The organism is Kitasatospora sp. NPDC059648 (assembly GCF_042734825.1).
GTDB lineage: Bacteria > Actinomycetota > Actinomycetes > Streptomycetales > Streptomycetaceae > Kitasatospora.
The window spans coordinates 170477-188685 of record NZ_JBHWDU010000004.1 but is presented as its reverse complement, the minus strand read 5'-3'; the positions used below and the strand labels follow the sequence as shown (position 1 = coordinate 188685).

The 18209-nt window shown below is 71.4% G+C and carries 16 protein-coding genes; 11 read left to right on the top strand and 5 right to left on the bottom strand.

What is annotated here, in order from left to right; all coding sequences use genetic code 11:
- Window positions 1-2: 2 nt before the first annotated feature.
- Window positions 3-794: a pyrimidine reductase family protein gene (locus tag ACFV1W_RS04805; RefSeq protein ID WP_380413120.1), complete on the bottom strand. Its 792-nt coding sequence runs from the start codon at window positions 792-794 to the stop codon at window positions 3-5.
- 96 nt (window positions 795-890) lie between these two features.
- Here ACFV1W_RS04805 and zapE point away from each other — a divergent pair, with 96 nt between their 5' ends.
- The 5 genes from zapE (at window position 891) to ACFV1W_RS04780 (ending at window position 6768) form a co-directional block, all read left to right on the top strand.
- A complete protein-coding gene (zapE, locus tag ACFV1W_RS04800) occupies window positions 891-1976 on the top strand; it encodes a cell division protein ZapE (protein WP_380413118.1) in 1086 nt (361 codons plus the stop codon).
- 56 nt (window positions 1977-2032) lie between these two features.
- Window positions 2033-2626: a helix-turn-helix domain-containing protein gene (locus ACFV1W_RS04795; protein WP_380413116.1), complete on the top strand. Its 594-nt coding sequence runs from the start codon at window positions 2033-2035 to the stop codon at window positions 2624-2626.
- Window positions 2627-2670: 44 nt separating this feature from the next.
- Window positions 2671-4761 carry an excinuclease ABC subunit UvrB gene (gene uvrB / locus ACFV1W_RS04790; RefSeq protein WP_380413114.1) on the top strand — a complete coding sequence of 697 codons (2091 nt, stop codon included), beginning with the start codon at window positions 2671-2673 and terminating at the stop codon, window positions 4759-4761.
- A 240-nt stretch (window positions 4762-5001) separates the two neighbouring features.
- On the top strand, window positions 5002-5580 hold the full coding sequence (locus tag ACFV1W_RS04785) for a TerD family protein (protein ID WP_380413112.1): 579 nt from the start codon (window positions 5002-5004) through the stop codon (window positions 5578-5580).
- A 201-nt stretch (window positions 5581-5781) separates the two neighbouring features.
- Window positions 5782-6768 (top strand): TerC family protein, encoded by a 987-nt coding sequence (locus ACFV1W_RS04780; RefSeq protein WP_380413110.1) that lies wholly within the window; start codon window positions 5782-5784, stop codon window positions 6766-6768.
- Between the two features lie 17 nt (window positions 6769-6785).
- On the opposite strand, the gene ACFV1W_RS04775 is transcribed toward ACFV1W_RS04780, so the two are convergent.
- From ACFV1W_RS04775 to ACFV1W_RS04760, 4 genes are all read right to left on the bottom strand, one after another.
- Window positions 6786-7097, bottom strand: a complete 312-nt coding sequence (locus ACFV1W_RS04775; RefSeq protein WP_380413108.1) for a UTRA domain-containing protein — start codon at window positions 7095-7097, stop codon at window positions 6786-6788.
- A 2-nt stretch (window positions 7098-7099) separates the two neighbouring features.
- Window positions 7100-7417 carry a GntR family transcriptional regulator gene (locus ACFV1W_RS04770; RefSeq protein ID WP_380413107.1) on the bottom strand — a complete coding sequence of 106 codons (318 nt, stop codon included), beginning with the start codon at window positions 7415-7417 and terminating at the stop codon, window positions 7100-7102.
- Between the two features lie 192 nt (window positions 7418-7609).
- A complete protein-coding gene (locus tag ACFV1W_RS04765; RefSeq protein WP_380413105.1) occupies window positions 7610-8263 on the bottom strand; it encodes an MBL fold metallo-hydrolase in 654 nt (217 codons plus the stop codon).
- A gap of 45 nt (window positions 8264-8308) precedes the next feature.
- On the bottom strand, window positions 8309-9043 hold the full coding sequence (locus ACFV1W_RS04760; protein ID WP_380413104.1) for a maleylpyruvate isomerase family mycothiol-dependent enzyme: 735 nt from the start codon (window positions 9041-9043) through the stop codon (window positions 8309-8311).
- A 269-nt stretch (window positions 9044-9312) separates the two neighbouring features.
- Here ACFV1W_RS04760 and uvrA point away from each other — a divergent pair, with 269 nt between their 5' ends.
- The 6 genes from uvrA (at window position 9313) to whiA (ending at window position 18053) form a co-directional block, all read left to right on the top strand.
- Complete coding sequence (gene uvrA / locus ACFV1W_RS04755; protein WP_380413102.1) at window positions 9313-12225, top strand: excinuclease ABC subunit UvrA; 2913 nt, start codon at window positions 9313-9315, stop codon at window positions 12223-12225.
- Window positions 12226-12349: 124 nt separating this feature from the next.
- Complete coding sequence (locus ACFV1W_RS04750; protein ID WP_380413100.1) at window positions 12350-12793, top strand: Rieske (2Fe-2S) protein; 444 nt, start codon at window positions 12350-12352, stop codon at window positions 12791-12793.
- Between the two features lie 66 nt (window positions 12794-12859).
- Window positions 12860-14929, top strand: a complete 2070-nt coding sequence (gene uvrC, locus ACFV1W_RS04745; RefSeq protein WP_380413098.1) for an excinuclease ABC subunit UvrC — start codon at window positions 12860-12862, stop codon at window positions 14927-14929.
- Between the two features lie 118 nt (window positions 14930-15047).
- Window positions 15048-15932, top strand: coding sequence for an RNase adapter RapZ (gene rapZ, locus ACFV1W_RS04740; RefSeq protein ID WP_270143324.1), 885 nt, complete (start codon window positions 15048-15050; stop codon window positions 15930-15932).
- 64 nt (window positions 15933-15996) lie between these two features.
- Window positions 15997-17082, top strand: coding sequence for a uridine diphosphate-N-acetylglucosamine-binding protein YvcK (gene yvcK, locus ACFV1W_RS04735; RefSeq protein ID WP_380413173.1), 1086 nt, complete (start codon window positions 15997-15999; stop codon window positions 17080-17082).
- Window positions 17073-18053, top strand: a complete 981-nt coding sequence (gene whiA / locus ACFV1W_RS04730) for a DNA-binding protein WhiA (protein WP_030288283.1) — start codon at window positions 17073-17075, stop codon at window positions 18051-18053. The genes yvcK and whiA overlap by 10 nt, the downstream gene beginning before the upstream one ends.
- Window positions 18054-18209: the final 156 nt, after the last annotated feature.

Below are 18209 nucleotides of genomic sequence, written 5' to 3'. Positions count from 1 at the left end.
GATCACGATCGGGGGGTCACGGGGTCATCCGAACCCAGGTGACGCAGGTAGCGGGTGAAGAGGAATCCTTTCTGCTCGATCAATGAGACCAGCCGCATCCGCTGCACGTCAGGCATTTCCGCGCCGTGGAGGATGCGCGGCGCGTCGCCTCCCGTGACCAGCGGGGCCAGCGACAGGCACAGCTCGTCCAGCAGGCCCGCCCCCGCCAGCTGCCCCAGCAGCCGCGGTCCGCCCTCGGTCAGCAGACGCGTCCAGCCCCGCTCCACCAGGGCCGCCACCCCCGCCGACAGGTCCACCGAGCCGCGCCCGGCGAGCACCACGTCGGCCACCTCGGCGACCTCCCGGCGACGCTCCTCGGCAGCGTCCTCGACGGTGATGACCACCGTTCTGACCAGCGGCTCCGTGAACAGTGGCGCGCTCAGGTCGAAGCCCAGCGAGCGGCTCACGACCGCGATCGCCGGGGCCGGGGACTGCCCCGCCGCCGCCCGCGCGGCCGCGAACTCCCGACGGGCCCGGGCCGGCCGGTAGCCCTCCGCCCGGACCGTCTCGGCGCCCACCAGCACCACGTCCGACAGAGCGCGCAGCACGCCGAAGATCCGCTTGTCCGCGTCACTGGACAGGCCTTCCGACAGGCCGTCGAGCCGCGCCCCGCCGTCCAGCCCGGACACCATGTTGGCGCGCAACCACGGGCGTCCCCGATTCACCTGGTCGGGGTACGCGTAGACGGCGGCGAGCGATTCCAGGTCGGACGGATCGGCGACCGGAGCGCCCAGCGGGCTGATCAACTGTTGCATGTCCTCAGTGTTCCACCGGAGGCCCTCCGGAGGCGGCCCGCAGGAGGGCCGGAGGCGTTTCGGGGGCGGTCGGGACCAGGCGTACCCTCTACTACCGTGCCCGCAGCCTCCCGCCCCGCCACCGCGACCGACCCGATAGCCGCCGCGAGCCCGGCCGGCGACCCGATCGCGCTCACCGACCGCCGCCCCGTCGTGCCCGCCGAGCGGCTGGTCGCCGAGATGGTCCCGCCGCCCCGGTTCGCCGACGTGAGCTTCGGGACGTACATCCCGGACCAGACCCAGCCCAGCCAGTACGAGGCGGTCCAGGTCCTGGAGCAGTTCGCCGGCACCCTCGGGCGGGGAAACGGTTCCGCGCCCAAGCGCAGCTGGTTCCGCCGCTCCGCCCCCGTGCCCACCGGCCCGGCCGGGGTCTACCTCGACGGCGGCTACGGCGTCGGCAAGACCCACCTGCTCGCCTCGCTCTGGCACGCCGCCCCCGGCCCCAAGGCCTTCGGCACCTTCGTCGAGCTGACCAACCTGGTCGGCGCGCTCGGCTTCCAGCAGGCCGTCCAGACCCTCTCCGGGCACACCCTGCTGTGCATCGACGAGTTCGAGCTCGACGACCCGGGCGACACCGTGCTGGTCTCCACCCTGCTCGGCCGGCTGGTCGAGAACGGCGTCAAGCTGTGCGCGACCTCGAACACCCTGCCGGAGAAGCTCGGCGAGGGCCGCTTCGCCGCCGCCGACTTCCTGCGCGAGATCCAGGGCCTGTCCGCGCACTTCCGCCCGATGCGGATCGACGGCCAGGACTACCGCCACCGCGGCCTGCCCGACGCCCCGCCGCCGTACGCCGACGACACCGTCGAGGCCGTCGCCGCCCGCACCCCCGGCGCCTCCCTGGACGACTTCGACGCCCTCCTCGGCCACCTCTCCGCCGTCCACCCCAGCCGCTACGGCGCGCTGCTGGACGACGTCACCGCCGTCTGCCTGCGCGGCGTGCGCCAGGTCGACGACCAGTCCACCGCGCTGCGCCTGGTCGTCCTCGCCGACCGGATGTACGACCGGGAGCTGCCCATCACCGCCTCCGGCCTGCCCTTCGACCAGGTCTTCCCCGAGGACATGCTGCGCGGCGGCTACCGCAAGAAGTACCTGCGCGCGATATCCCGGCTGGTCGCCCTCGCCCGCGACAGCGCCAAGTCCTGAGCCGGTAACCTCCGCCCCGGCCACTCGTTGCTTCCTTGTGGAGCAAAGGGGGGCGCATGGCCGGTGGTGGTACCCGGACAGAGTACGAGATCGAGATCGAGCCCGAGGTCCGCGCCTGGCTGCGCGACTGCTCGCTCGCCGAGTACCGGGCGGCTGAGCGCGCCGCCGACCGTCTCGCCGAAGACGGCGAGCTGCTGCCCTTCCCGCTGTCCAGCCACCTCGGCGGGCCGGTGCGAGAGCTGCGGATCGGGCCGATGCGCCCGTCGTGCCCAGAAGGTGTGCGAGGCCGAGCACACACCGGCCGACGACCACTAGGTCTACGACAGGGACGAGGAGGAGCGATGAGCAGCGGCTACCACACCCGTTGGGTCGTGCCGCCGGAGCACCGCGGGAGCGAGGAGTACCGGGCGGCCGGGCGGCGGATGTCGCTGGCCGAAGCCGTGTACGCCCGCCGTTCCGCGCTCGGGTGGACGCTCGCCGAACTCGCGGAGAAGGCCGGGCTGGACGAGGAGACCGTGGAGAGCATCGAGGAGAGCGGGGTCGATCCGACCCTGCCGTTGATCGAGCGGCTCGCCGCCGCCTTCGACGCCGTCGTGCGCATCGACCCCGGCCGCGAGCCCGCCATGAGGTTCGAGGCGCACGCGGCCTGACCGGAGCGGCCCCGGTTGTCAGTCGGGGGTCGTACGGTGGAGGCGTGCGTCCCATCACGAGTATTGAGCGGTCCGTGGCGCCCTTCGAGGTCGTCAGTCCCTTCCAGCCGAACGGTGACCAGCCGGCGGCGATCGCCGAGCTGGAGCGGCGCATCCGGGGAGGGGAGAAGGACGTCGTGCTGCTCGGTGCCACCGGTACCGGCAAGTCGGCCACCACGGCCTGGATGATCGAGAAGCTGCAGCGGCCCACCCTGGTGATGGCGCCGAACAAGACGCTGGCCGCGCAGCTGGCGAACGAGTTCCGCGAGCTGCTGCCCAACAACGCGGTCGAGTACTTCGTCTCGTACTACGACTACTACCAGCCCGAGGCGTACGTCCCGCAGACGGACACCTACATCGAGAAGGACTCCTCCATCAACGAGGAGGTCGAGCGGCTGCGCCACTCCGCGACCAACTCGCTGCTCACCCGCCGCGACGTGGTCGTGGTCGCCTCCGTCTCCTGCATCTACGGCCTCGGCACCCCGCAGGAGTACGTGGACCGGATGGTCCCGCTCAAGGTCGGCCAGGAGATCGACCGCGACGTGCTGCTGCGCCGCTTCGTCGACATCCAGTACGCGCGCAACGACGTGGCCTTCACCCGCGGCACCTTCCGGGTCCGCGGCGACACCATCGAGATCTTCCCGGTCTACGAGGAGCTCGCCGTCCGGATCGAGATGTTCGGCGACGAGATCGAGTCGCTCTACACCCTCCACCCGCTCACGGGCGAGATCATCAGCCAGGACGAGCAGATCTACGTCTTCCCCGCCTCGCACTACGTGGCCGGCCCCGAGCGCATGGAGCGGGCGATCACCGGCATCGAGCAGGAGCTGGAGCAGACGCTCGGAAAGCTGGAGAAGCAGGGCAAGCTGCTGGAGGCCCAGCGGCTGCGCATGCGCACCACCTACGACATCGAGATGCTGCGCCAGATCGGCACCTGCTCGGGCGTCGAGAACTACTCGATGCACTTCGACGGCCGTGAGCCCGGCTCCCCGCCGAACACGCTGCTGGACTACTTCCCGGAGGACTTCCTCCTGGTCATCGACGAGTCGCACGTCACCGTCCCGCAGATCGGCGCGATGTACGAGGGCGACGCCTCGCGCAAGCGCACCCTGGTCGAGCACGGCTTCCGGCTGCCGTCCGCGATGGACAACCGCCCGCTGAAGTGGGAGGAGTTCCTGGGCCGGATCGGTCAGACGGTGTACCTCTCGGCGACGCCGGGCCCGTACGAGCTGTCGCGCGGCGACGGCCAGGTCGAGCAGATCATCCGCCCGACCGGTCTGATCGACCCCGAGGTGATCGTCAAGCCGACCGAGGGCCAGATCGACGACCTGGTGCACGAGGTCCGCAAGCGGGTCGAGCGGGACGAGCGCGTCCTGGTCACCACGCTGACCAAGAAGATGGCCGAGGACCTCACCGACTACATGCTCGGCCTGGACATCCGGGTCCGGTACCTGCACAGCGACGTGGACACCCTGCGCCGGGTGGAGCTGCTGCGCGAGCTGCGGGCGGGGAAGTACGACGTGCTGGTCGGCATCAACCTGCTGCGCGAGGGCCTGGACCTGCCCGAGGTGTCGCTGGTGGCGATCCTGGACGCCGACAAGGAGGGCTTCCTGCGCTCCGGCACCTCGCTCATCCAGACGATCGGCCGCGCCGCCCGCAACGTCTCCGGCCAGGTGCACATGTACGCGGACCGGATCACCCCGTCGATGGAGAAGGCGATCGACGAGACCAACCGCCGCCGGGCCGTGCAGCAGGCCTACAACCAGGAGCACGGGATCGACCCGCAGCCGCTGCGGAAGAAGATCGGCGACATCCTGGACACCCTCGCCCGCGAGGACGTGGACACCGACGAGCTGCTCTCCACCGGCTACCGGGGCCAGGGGAAGGGCAAGGCCCCGGTGCCGCTGCTGGCCGCGGAGCGCAAGCCGGCCAAGTCGCTGCCGGCCGCAGAGCTGGCGGAGCTGATCCAGGAGATGACCGAGCGGATGCACACGGCGGCCGCCGACCTCCAGTTCGAGGTCGCGGCCCGGCTGCGCGACGAGGTGAAGGAACTGAAGAAGGAGCTGCGGCAGATGCGCGAGGCGGGGGTGGCGTAGCGGCGTCGGGCTCGGCCGGTTCGGCACCGGTCAAGCCCCGCGGTGTCTCAGCCTTGCCACAAACCGGGTAACCCGGAGGAGTCGCGGGTGCCGCAGGCCCTAGGCTGGCCTGCGGCATCGCGCCCTCGGGACGGGGATGCGGGCCGTCAGCAGAGGGGGCCTCAGCCGGGGGACGGCGACGGGGTGTTCCACCGGGAAGCCGTGCGGCAGCGACCGCCGGTCGGCAGAGAGGACAACGTCGTGTCGGTGAACCTTGCCAAGGGGCAGCGGGTCAGCCTCCAGAAGGGGGCGGGCGGCACCCTGACCGTGGTCCGGATGGGGCTCGGCTGGCAGGCCGCCCCCAAGCGGGGCCTGTTCGGCAGCCGGACCAGGAAGATCGACCTGGACGCCTCGGCGCTGCTGTACGCCGAGAAGACCCCGACGGACGTGGTGTTCTTCCAGCACCTGGAGTCCACCGACGGCTCGGTGCGGCACACCGGGGACAACCTGGAGGGCGGCTCGGGCGCCGAGGACGACGAGGCGATCCTGGTCGACCTGCTGCACGTGCCGGCACACATCACCCAGGTGGTGTTCACGGTCAGCTCGTACACCGGGCAGACCTTCGCCGAGGTGCGCCAGGCGCACTGCCGACTGCTGGACGAGACCACCGGGGTGGAGCTGGCGCGGTACGAGCTGGCGGGCGGAGGTCCGCACACCGGACAGATCATGGCGAAGGTGGTCCGGGACGGCAACGGCGGCTGGGAGATGCAGGCGATCGGCGCCCCGGCGAAGGGGCGGACCTTCCAGGACCTGCTGCCGGCGATCGAGCCGTTCCTCTGACGGCTCTTTACCTTCTTTACCTTTCCTTGCCTTCCCTGTTACTCTCGATGGCAGCGGAGGGGAGTATTCCCCAACAGTCGACCCCGTCATCACGGGCGCCCGTCGCGGCGCCCCGGGGCGCTGGTCCCCGGGCGAGCCCGTGGGCGGAAGAGACCTCCGGCAGTGACGACCTTTCTCGCCCAGCTGCCGGAGGAGCAGTAAATGGACGTTTCCGTAACCATGTGGGCCACCACGATCGGTGTGCTGATCGCACTGATCGTGGCGGACTTCTTCATCGGGGGCCGCAAGCCGCACGAGGTCTCGGTCAAGGAGGCCGGGATCTGGACGGCCGTCTGGATCGCGCTGGCGGCGCTCTTCGGCGGTTTCCTCTGGTGGGACTCCGGCGGGCAGCCGGCGGGCGAGTTCTTCGCCGGCTACATCACCGAGAAGTCGCTCAGCGTCGACAACCTCTTCGTCTTCATCCTGATCATGGGCAAGTTCGCGGTGCCCAGGATCTACCAGCAGCGCGTGCTGATGTTCGGCGTGATCATCGCCCTGGTGCTGCGGGCGGCGTTCATCGCCGGCGGCGCGGCGCTGGTGGCGCAGTTCTCCTGGGTGTTCTTCGTCTTCGGCGCCTTCCTGGTCTGGACGGCCTGGAAGCTGATCAAGGAGGCCCGGGCCGGGGAGGAGGACGAGGAGTTCGAGGAGAACCGCCTGCTCAAGTCGATCACCCGACGCTTCCCCGCCACCGAGGACTACCGCGGGACCAGGCTGTCCGTCCGGGAGAACGGCCGCCGCCTGATCACCCCGATGCTGATCGTCATGCTGGCGATCGGCACGACGGACGTCCTGTTCGCCCTGGACTCGATCCCGGCCATCTTCGGCCTCACACAGGACCCGTACATCGTCTTCACGGCGAACGCCTTCGCCCTGATGGGCCTGCGCCAGCTGTACTTCCTGATCGGCGGCCTGCTGAAGAAGCTGGTCCACCTCAGCTACGGCCTGTCGGTGATCCTCGGCTTCATCGGCGTGAAGCTGGTCCTGCACGCCGCCCACGAGGCCGGGGCGCACGTCCCGGAGATCGGCATCCCGCTCTCGCTGGGCTTCATCGTGGTGGTGCTGGCGGTCACGACGGTGACCAGCCTGGTGGCTTCCAGGAAACAGGGAGCCCGGGAGAAGCAGCCCGAGCCCGCGAAGCAGGACGCCTGATCGGAAATCGAACGGGCTTAAGCCCCGCCGCCGGATGCGCCATCCGGCGGCGGGGCTCGTCTCTGCGGTCGTCGGCCGTACTCGGCGATCCACCGCGAGCCGAGCAGCACGATGTCGGCGGTTTCGACCGGGCGGTCGGTGGCCTGGTCGTAGTAGGTGCGCTCGATCGCCATCACGGGCACGGCGGGCGCGACGCCGAGGGCCTGGGCCTCGGAGCGGTTGGCCTGGCGCGCCGAAACTCGCTCGACCGGCGCGCCGACCTCGATGCCGATGAGGGACATCCGGTCGGCGATGCCGAAACCGGCGTGCGGGCCGGCCTCCGGCAGCACGATCAGGCTTCCGCCGGTGCGGCGCGAGGCTGCGACTCATGCCGCCAAGTGCCGACCACGCCTTGCCGTGCCAGGGTGGCCTCCGTCGGCGATCCGTCGCCGGGCGCAGCGCGCTGGCGTCGCACCAGGACGGCCGGCGGCTCCTGGGACTTGACGTAGTAGCCCGCGCCCGGGCGTGCCAGCACCAGTCCTTCATCGATCAGCAAGGCGTAGGCCCGCTGGACCACGCCGGTCGAGACATTGTGCTCGCGCTGAAGTGCACTGATGGACGGCATCCGATCGCCCGGCTGAAGCCGCCGCGAGGTGATGTGGGCGCGCAAGGCGTCCGCGACGTGCAGTAAGAGGGTCGCTCCGAAGGGTGCGTTGCGGCTGACACCGTAACGCCCAGGGCCGTCGCTCTGGTGTGCCTCTGCACGGAGCCGTGGTGTGCGTGTGCTCGGCATCTCTCGGGAGGCGAGTAGTCCTGATTCGGGCCGGTCGGCTCCAACTAGAGCCAACCGGCCCGGAATTCGTCACCAGCCGCGTTCGCGCCACTCGTCGAGGTGCGGGCGCTCGGCGCCGAGGGTGGTGTCGTTGCCGTGGCCGGGGTAGACCCAGGCCTCGTCGGGGAGGGCGTCGAAGATCTTCTCGTTGACGTCCCGGAAGAGGGTTCTGAAGGCCTCCGGGTCGCCCCAGGTGTTGCCGACGCCGCCGGGGAAGAGGCAGTCGCCGGTGAAGACGTGGGGATGGCCCTGGGGGTCGTCGTAGATGAGCACGATCGCGCCCGGGGTGTGCCCGACCAGGTGCCGGACGGTGAGTTCGACCTCGCCGACCCGCAGCCTGTCGCCGTCCGCGAGCAGCAGTTCGGTGGGGACGTCGATGCCCTCGGCGTCGTGCTCGCCGGCGGCGGTGCGGGCGCCGGTGGTGGCGACCACCTCGGCGAGGGCGCCCCAGTGGTCGTGGTGCCGGTGGGTGGTGACCACGGTTTCGAGGTCGTCCCCGACGGTCTCCAGCAGCACCGGGGCGTCGGCGGCCGCGTCGATCAGCAGCTGCTCGTCGGTGGCCCGGCAGCGCAGCAGGTAGGCGTTGTTGTCGTACGGGCCGACGGCCACCTTGGTGATGATCAGGTGGGCCAGCTCCCGCACGTCCGGCGGTCCGCCGACCTTGACCGCTCCGTGGTACGTCATCCGTCCGCTCCTCGTCGTGTCGGTCCTGGGATCATCCTCGCGCCGTCAGCCCAGCGGGGGAAGCTGGGGGAGCGCGGTGTCGGGGGCGCGGCGCAGGTCGGCGCCGTCGGAGCGGCCGCTGAGCCAGGCGAGCAGGGCCCGGACGGTGCCCTGGACGGTCAGCGAGACCGGGCCCGAGCCGATCAGCCCGCGGTCCCCGGTGTCCTCGGCGACGAGTTCGACGGCGGGCAGGTCGGTGCCGTGCAGCCGCAGCGCGAGCTGGTGGAACTCGGTGACGGCGAACGGCTCCGGCCAGCGGGCCGGCGCGTACCCGGCGTCGAGGTCGACCAGGTGGTACTCCAGCTCGCCGAGGCGCTTCCAGACCAGGTCGCAGGCCGGGAAGACGACACCTGAGCGGTGGCGCACGTCGGCGGCCCAGTCCTCGTCGGTCATCAGGGCGACGGCCGCGAGGAAGCGCTCGTGCGACTCGCGCAGATCGGCGAGCTGGGTGTCCAGCGGGCGGCCGGCGCCGTCCCGGATGCCCTGCTCGCGCGCGTCCTCGCTGGCGTACTGGGGGATGTCGGTGCCGGTGCGGGCGCCGGTCAGCAGGTTGACCAGGGAGTCGGCGTTGCGGGCGAGGTGGGCGAGCACGTGGCCGCGGGTCCAGCCGGGCAGCGCGGAGGGCTCGGCGACGGCGTCCGGCTTCAGCTCGGAGACGGTCTCCAGCAAGCGCCGGGTGCTGCTCTCGACCAGGCTCAGCCGCTCGGCGGCGACGGAGGCTGCGGACTGCGGGTCGGTCATCGAAAACTGCCTTCTGTGCGGAGGGCGCGTTGCCCGGGCGGGGCGTCGCTCGTTGACCAGCCGACGCTACCGCCGGAACCCCGGCCCTGAGCAGGGGTTTTTCAGTCCGGGTACGGACGGTCCCGGATCCGGCCTCACTCGTTCGGGTGGTCCTGGCTGGACAAGGTCGATATTCGAACGTCTGAGCTAGTAGGCTGGCTGCCGCATCCTGGAAGAAGAAACCGAACTCACCGCAAGCCCTCTCGCCCCGGAGAAAGGCGCCAGAAGCAGTGGCCGACCGCCTCATCGTCCGTGGTGCTCGCGAGCACAACCTCAAGAACGTTTCGCTCGACCTGCCCCGCGACTCCCTCATCGTCTTCACGGGCCTCTCCGGCTCCGGCAAGTCCTCGCTCGCCTTCGACACGATCTTCGCCGAGGGCCAACGCCGCTACGTCGAGTCGCTGTCCTCCTACGCCCGTCAGTTCCTCGGGCAGATGGACAAGCCCGACGTGGACTTCATCGAAGGCCTCTCCCCGGCCGTCTCGATCGACCAGAAGTCCACCAACCGCAACCCCCGTTCGACCGTCGGCACGATCACCGAGGTCTACGACTACCTGCGCCTGCTGTTCGCCCGGATCGGCAAGCCGCACTGCCCGCACTGCGGCCGTCCGATCGCCAAGCAGTCGCCGCAGGCGATCGTCGACAAGGTGCTGGAGCTCGCCGAGGGCACCCGTTTCCAGGTGCTCAGCCCGGTGGTGCGCGAGCGCAAGGGTGAGTTCGTCGACCTCTTCGCCGACCTCCAGTCCAAGGGCTACTCCCGCGCCCGGGTCGACGGCGAGACGATCCAGCTCGCCGAGCCGCCGAAGCTGAAGAAGCAGGAGAAGCACACCGTCGAGGTGGTCATCGACCGCCTGACCGTCAAGGAGAGCGCCAAGCGGCGGCTCACCGACTCGGTGGAGACGGCCCTGCGGCTGTCCGGCGGCATGGTCGTGCTCGACTTCGTCGACCTCCCCGAGGACGACCCGGAGCGCGAGCGGATGTACTCCGAGCACCTCTACTGCCCGTACGACGACGTGTCGTTCGAGGAGCTGGAGCCGCGCTCGTTCTCCTTCAACTCGCCGTTCGGCGCCTGCCCGGACTGCTCGGGCCTGGGCAACCGGATGGAGGTCGACCCGGAGCTGGTCGTGCCGGACCCGGAGCGCTCGCTGGACGAGGGCGCGATCCACCCGTGGTCGGCCGGGCACGCCAAGGACTACTTCCAGCGCCTGATCGACGCGCTCGCCGAGGAGCTCGGCTTCCGCACCGACATCCCCTGGGCCGGGCTGCCCGCCCGCGCCAAGAAGGCGCTGATGTACGGGCACAAGCACCAGGTGCAGGTCCGCTACCGCAACCGCTTCGGCCGCGAGCGCTCGTACAGCACCGGCTTCGAGGGTGCCGTGCCGTTCATCCAGCGCCGGCACACCGAGGCTGAGAGCGACAGCAGCCGCGAGCGCTTCGAGGGCTACATGCGCGAGGTGCCCTGCCCGACCTGCCAGGGCACCCGGCTCAAGCCGGTGGTGCTGGCGGTCACCGTCGAGGACAGGTCCATCGCCGACGTCTCCTCGATGTCGATCAGCGACTGCGCCGAGTTCCTGGGCGCGATGAAGCTCAACGACCGGGACAAGCAGATCGCCGAGCGGGTCCTCAAGGAGGTCAACGAGCGGCTGCGCTTCCTGGTCGACGTCGGCCTGGACTACCTCTCCCTGGACCGCGCGGCCGGCACCCTGTCCGGCGGCGAGGCCCAGCGCATCCGGCTGGCCACCCAGATCGGCTCCGGCCTGGTCGGCGTGCTGTACGTGCTGGACGAGCCGTCCATCGGCCTGCACCAGCGGGACAACCACCGGCTGATCGAGACGCTGGTGCGGCTGCGCGACATCGGCAACACCCTGATCGTGGTCGAGCACGACGAGGACACCATCAAGACCGCGGACTGGGTGGTCGACATCGGCCCGGGCGCCGGTGAGCACGGCGGCAAGGTGGTGCACTCCGGCTCGCTGAAGCAGCTGCTCGGCAACAAGGAGTCGCTGACCGGCCAGTACCTCTCCGGCAAGCGGTCCATCCCGATCCCGGCCGCCCGCCGCGACCGGGACAAGAAGCGCCAGCTGACGGTGCACGGCGCCCGCGAGCACAACCTCAGGGACGTCACGGTCGGCTTCCCACTCGGCACCCTGACGGCGATCACCGGCGTCTCCGGCTCCGGCAAGTCGACCCTGGTCAACGACATCCTCTACACCCACCTCGCCCGGGAGCTGAACGGCGCCCGCAGCGTGCCCGGCCGGCACACCCGGATCACCGGCACCGACCTGGTGGACAAGGTGGTGCACGTCGACCAGTCGCCGATCGGCCGCACCCCGCGGTCCAACCCGGCCACCTACACCGGGGTGTTCGACCACGTCCGCCGGCTCTTCGCGGAGACCCAGGAGGCCAAGGTCCGCGGTTACCTCCCGGGCCGGTTCTCCTTCAACGTCAAGGGCGGCCGCTGCGAGAACTGCACCGGTGACGGCACCATCAAGATCGAGATGAACTTCCTGCCGGACGTCTACGTGCCGTGCGAGGTCTGCCACGGCGCCCGGTACAACCGGGAGACCCTGGAGGTGCACTACAAGGGCAAGTCCATCGCCGAGGTGCTGGACATGCCGATCGAGGAGGCGCTGTCCTTCTTCGAGGCCGTCCCCGCGATCGCCCGCCACCTGCGGACGCTCAACGACGTCGGCCTCGGCTACGTCCGGCTCGGCCAGTCCGCGCCGACGCTCTCCGGCGGCGAGGCGCAGCGCGTCAAGCTGGCCTCCGAGCTGCAGAAGCGCTCCACCGGGCGGACGGTCTACGTGCTGGACGAGCCGACCACCGGTCTGCACTTCGAGGACATCAGCAAGCTGATCAAGGTGCTCAGCGGGCTGGTCGACAAGGGCAACACGGTGATCGTGATCGAGCACAACCTCGACGTGATCAAGACCGCCGACTGGGTCGTCGACATGGGTCCCGAGGGTGGCTCGGGCGGTGGCACGGTCGTCGCCGAGGGCACCCCGGAGCAGATCGCGGCCGTCTCGGAGAGCCACACCGGCAAGTTCCTGCGGGACATCCTGCCGGGTGACTTCGCGGACGCCCCGGTCGCGGCACCGGCCAAGAAGGCCCCGCGAAAGCGGGCCGCCGCCACGAAGAAGTAGTCGCCCCAGCCGCCCCGCCGCTCCCGAGCCGCTCCGACTGTCGGAGAGGTCGGGAGCGGCGGGGCGCGTGCGGCATAGACTTTCGTGGTCCCTCGCAGCAGCAGCAACCCGTAGGAGCGCACCGATGTCCGAGGCACCCGAGACCAGCCCCGCCACCTCCCGGCGCACCCTGCTCTGCGGGGCCGCGGCCGTCCTGGCGGCCGGGGGCACCGTCGCGGTCACCGGCTGCAGTTCCTCCGCCGGCTCCTCGGAGAAGAGCAGCGCACCCCAGGGCCCGGTGGACCTCGGCCCGGCCTCGGCGATCCCGGAGGGCGGCGGCAAGGTCTTCCGGGAGCAGAAGATCGTGGTGACCCAGCCGACTGCCGGTCAGTACAAGGCCTTCAGCGCCAAGTGCACCCACGCCGGCTGCATCGTGGACCAGGTGCAGAAGGAGCAGATCCAGTGCCCCTGCCACGGCAGCCGGTTCGGCATCGCCGACGGCGCGGTGCAGGACGGCCCGGCCCCCAGCCCGCTGCCCGCCTACGCCGTCACGGTCGAGGGCGGGAACCTCAAGGTGACCCCGAGCTGAAGCAGTTGAGCGCATCCCCCTCGATCCCGTCCCCGCGGCCCCGACCGCACTCGGTACGGTGGAGCCATGGCTGACCCGAGCACCTACCGCCCGGCGCCGGGCGCGATTCCGGCCTCCCCGGGCGTCTACAAGTTCCGTGACGCCCACGGCCGGGTCATCTACGTCGGCAAGGCCAAGAGCCTGCGCCCGCGCCTGTCGTCCTACTTCCAGGACGTGGCCGGGCTGCACCCGCGCACCGCGACCATGGTCACCACCGCCGCATCGGTGGAGTGGACCGTGGTCGCCACCGAGGTCGAGGCGCTCCAGCTGGAGTACTCCTGGATCAAGGAGTTCGATCCGCGGTTCAACGTCAAGTACCGCGACGACAAGAGCTATCCGGAACTCGCCGTCACCCTCAACGAGGAGTACCCGAGGGTCCAGGTGATGCGCGGGGCGCACAAGAAGGGCGTGCGCTACTTCGGCCCGTACGGGCACGCCTGGGCGATCCGCGAGACGGTCGACCTGCTGCTGCGCGTCTTCCCCGTCCGCACCTGCTCCAACGGCGTGTTCAAGCGCGCCCGGCAGGTCGGCCGCCCCTGCCTGCTGGGCTACATCGGCAAGTGCGCCGCCCCCTGCGTCGGCAAGGTCTCGGCAGACGAACACCGTGAACTGGCCGAGGACTTCTGCGACTTCATGGCCGGGCGCACCGGCAACTACCTGCGCCGGCTGGAAGACCAGATGCAGGAGGCCGCCGCCGAGATGGAGTACGAGAAGGCGGCCCGGCTGCGGGACGACATCGGTGCCCTCAAGCGCGCGATGGAGAAGAACGCCATCGTGCTCGCCGACGCCACCGACGCCGACCTGCTGGCCGTCGCCGAGGACGAGTTGGAGGCCGCCGTCCAGATCTTCCACGTCCGCGGCGGCCGGGTGCGCGGCCAGCGCGGCTGGGTCACCGACAAGGTCGAGGACGTCGACACCGCCGGTCTGGTCGAGCACGCCCTCCAGCAGCTCTACGGCGGCGCCGCCGCGGAGGAGCGCAACGAGTCCGTCCCGCGCGAGGTGCTCGTCCCCGCCCTGCCCGAGCCGCTCGCCCCCGTCCGGGAGTGGCTGAGCGGCCTGCGCGGCAGCCAGGTCGACCTGCGCATCCCGCAGCGCGGTGACAAGAAGGACCTGATGGCCACCGTGCAGCGCAACGCCCAACAGGCGCTCGCCCTGCACAAGACCAAGCGCGCCTCCGACCTCACCACCCGCAGCCGCGCCCTCCAGGAGATCGCCGACGCGCTGGAGCTGGACTCCGTCCCGCTGCGCATCGAGTGCTACGACATCTCCCACCTCCAGGGCGAGGACGTGGTCGCCTCGATGGTCGTCTTCGAGGACGGCCTGGCCCGCAAGAGCGAGTACCGGCGCTTCCAGATCAGGGGCTTCGAGGGCCAGGACGACGTCCGCTCGATGCACGAGGTGATCAGCCGCCGCTTCCGCCGCTACCTCCAGGAGCGCGAGCAGACCGGCGAGTGGGCCGTCCCGGAGGAGGACGAGCCGGCCGCCGCCGAACCCGGCACCGCAGCCGCCGCGCGGGACGAGGACGGCCGCCCCAAGCGCTTCGCCTACCCGCCGCAGCTGCTGGTGGTCGACGGCGGCCAGCCGCAGGTCGCCGCCGCCAAGCGAGCCCTGGAGGAACTGGGCATCGACGACGTCGCGCTGTGCGGCCTGGCCAAGCGCCTGGAGGAGGTCTGGCTGCCCGGCGAGGACGATCCGGTCGTGCTGCCGCGCTCCAGCGAGGGCCTGTACCTGCTCCAGCGGGTGCGCGACGAGGCCCACCGCTTCGCGATCAGCTATCAGCGCAACAAGCGTTCCAAGCGACTCACCGCCGGGGAGCTGGACTCCGTCCCGGGCCTCGGCGAAACTCGCCGCCGGGCGCTGCTCAAGCACTTCGGCTCGCTGAAGAAGCTCCGGGCCGCCACCGTCGACGAGATCTGCGCGGTACCCGGCATCGGGCGCCGCACCGCGGAGACTGTTGCGGCAGCGTTGTCGTCCCGTACACCCGCCGCACCCGCGGTCAACACCGCGACCGGCGAGATCATCGAGGACGGGCCTGACCAGGCCGCCGAGCCGGTGGCCGCAGCACCCCAGACCGCACCATCCCAGGAGACGCCATGACGGCCGCCGCCGCCCGTCCATCGGCGCGACCCGAACCCGCCCGCCTGTCCGGGACGGGGAAGGGCGGCCGTGCCGTGCGCGTTCTCCCCAGCAGAAAGACCGAGAGCGGGGAACCGAAGTGACCGTGTCAGACGTGGCTGAGAACGCGCCGGAGCTGGTGATCATCTCCGGCATGTCCGGAGCCGGCCGCTCCACCGCCGCGAAGTGCCTGGAGGACCTGGGCTGGTTCGTGGTGGACAACCTGCCGCCGGCCCTGATCCCGACCATGGTCGACCTGGGCGCCCGCTCCCAGGGCAACGTCGCCCGGATCGGCGTGGTCGTGGACGTCCGCGGCCGCCAGTTCTTCGACGACCTGCTCACCTCGCTGGACGAGCTGGAGAAGCGCGGCGTCCGGCTCCGGGTGGTCTTCCTCGACTCCTCCGACGAGGCCCTGGTCCGCCGCTTCGAGAGCGTCCGCCGCCCGCACCCGCTGCAGGCCGACGGCCGGATCGTGGACGGCATCGCCCAGGAGCGCGACCTGCTGCGCGACCTGCGCGGCGAGGCTGACCTGGTGATCGACACCTCCAACCTCAACGTGCACCAGCTGCGCGCCAAGCTGGACGCCCAGTTCGCCGACCACGACGAGCCCGAGCTGCGCGCCACCGTGATGTCCTTCGGCTTCAAGTACGGCCTGCCGGTCGACGCCGACCTCGTGGTGGACTGCCGCTTCCTGCCGAACCCGCACTGGGTGCCCGAGCTGCGGGCCCGCACCGGCACCGACGCGGACGTCGCCGACTACGTCTTCCAGCAGCCCGGCGCCAACGAGTTCCTGAACGGCTACGCCGAGCTGCTCCGGATCGTTACCGAGGGCTACCGCCGGGAGGGGAAGCGCTACATGACGCTTGCCGTAGGCTGCACCGGTGGCAAGCACCGCAGCGTCGCCATGTCCGAGCGTCTGACCAAGCGTCTCATCGCCGACGGAGTCGAGACGGTGCTCGTCCACCGTGACATGGGACGGGAGTAACCGCCGCCTTCCCTGCCGGGCCGCCGGCGGAGCCGGTGGCGGGGTCGAGGAACGCGAGGTGAGTGTGGCGGGATACGTGCCCGGGCGGCAGCCGCAGAGCAGGACCGGCGAACGGGCGGGCAGCCCGTCGCCGAGCCGTCCGCGCAGCAGTCCCGCCCGGGCCAATCCGGCTCCCCGGATCACCGCGCTCGGCGGCGGCCAGGGCCTGTCCGCCTCGCTGTCCGCGCTGCGCCGGCTCACCAGCGACCTGACCGCCGTGGTCACCGTCGCCGACGACGGCGGCTCCAGCGGGCGGCTGCGCGAGGAGCTGGGGGTGCTGCCGCCCGGCGACCTGCGCAAGGCGCTGGCCGCGCTGTGCGGGGACGACGACTGGGGCCGCACCTGGTCCGAGGTGATCCAGCAGCGCTTCACCGGCAACGGCGAGCTGGGCGGCCACGCGGTCGGCAACCTGCTGATCGTCGCCCTCTGGGAGAAGCTGGGCGACCCGGTCGCCGCGCTGGACTGGGTGGGCCGGCTGCTGAACGTCCAGGGCCGGGTGCTGCCGATGTCGGCGGTGCCGCTGGACATCGAGGCGACCGTGCGCGGCCACGACCCGGCGCGCCCGGCCGAGGTCTCGGCCGTCCGCGGCCAGGCCAGCGTGGCGGTCACCCCGGGCACCGTGCAGTCGATCCGGCTGCTGCCGGACGAGCCGCCGGCCGTGCCGGAGGCGGTCACCGCGGTCCGGGAGGCGGACTGGGTGGTGCTCGGCCCCGGCTCCTGGTTCACCAGCGTGCTGCCGCACCTGCTGGTGCCCGAGCTGGCCAAGGCGCTGATGGAGACCCGCGCCCGCCGTCTGCTCACCCTGAACCTGGCCCCGCAGCCCGGCGAGACCGAGGGCTTCACCCCCCAGCGCCACCTGGAGGTCATCGCCGACCACGCTCCCGGCCTCGTGGTGGATGCGATCCTGGTGGACGAGCGCGCCGTCACGGGCGGCGCCTTCGGGCAGGCGGACCTGGCCGGTCTGGAGAAGGCCGCCGAACGGATGGGCGCCGCTCTGGTGCTCGGTACGGTGGCCCGCACCGACGGCACCCCGCGACACGACCCCGAGCTGTTGGCGGCCGCGTACGACCGGATTTTCCGGACACATGGAAGGATCGGGCCATGGCGATGACTCCAGCGGTGAAGGACGAGATCAGCCGGCTCCCGGTCACCCGGGCCTGCTGTCGCAAGGCGGAGGTGTCGGCGATCCTGCGGTTCGCGGGCGGACTGCACATCGTGAGCGGCCGCATCGTGATCGAGGCGGAGCTGGACACCGGGGCGGCGGCGCGGCGGCTGCGCAAGGACCTGCTGGAGATCTTCGGGCACTCCTCCGACCTCGTCGTGATGGCGCCCGGCGGGCTGCGGCGCGGCAGCCGCTTCGTCGTCCGGGTGGTCAAGGACGGCGAGCTGCTCGCCCGCCAGACCGGTCTGGTGGACGGCCGCGGCCGTCCCATCCGGGGCCTGCCCCCGGCGGTCGTCTCCGGTGCCACCTGCGACGCCGAGGCGGCCTGGCGCGGGGCCTTCCTGGCGCACGGATCGCTCACCGAGCCGGGCCGCTCCTCCTCGCTGGAGATCACCTGCCCCGGCTCCGAGGCGGCGCTGGCGCTGGTCGGCGCGGCCCGTCGGCTCGGCATCCCGGCCAAGGCCCGCGAGGTGCGCGGGGTGGACCGGGTGGTCATCCGCGACGGTGACGCGATCGGCGCGCTGCTGACCCGGCTGGGGGCGCACGAGTCGGTGCTCGCCTGGGAGGAGCGCCGGATGCGGCGCGAGGTCCGGGCCACCGCGAACCGGCTGGCCAACTTCGACGACGCCAACCTGCGGCGCTCGGCCCGGGCCGCGGTCGCGGCCGGCGCCCGGGTGGCCCGCGCGCTGGAGATCCTCGGCGAGGAGGTGCCCGAGCACCTGGCCGCGGCCGGCCAGCTGCGGATGCAGCACAAGCAGGCCTCGCTGGAGGAGCTGGGAGCGCTCGCCGACCCGCCGCTGACCAAGGACGCGGTGGCCGGCCGGATCCGCCGCCTGCTGGCGATGGCCGACAAGCGCGCCGCCGAGCTCGGCCTGCCGAGCACCGAGGCCAACCTGACCGACGAGATGGCGCTCAACTGACGCACCGCGCTCCGCGCGCGGACCGCCCCGGGCCGACCGGGTCGGAGCGACCCGGAGGCGATCGGGCGAACAAGGGCCGGTGTCCGGATTCCGGGGCACCGGCCGTCGTCGTGTCCGGGGCCGGACGGGAGCGGACGGCGAAGCGAAATTGGTCAA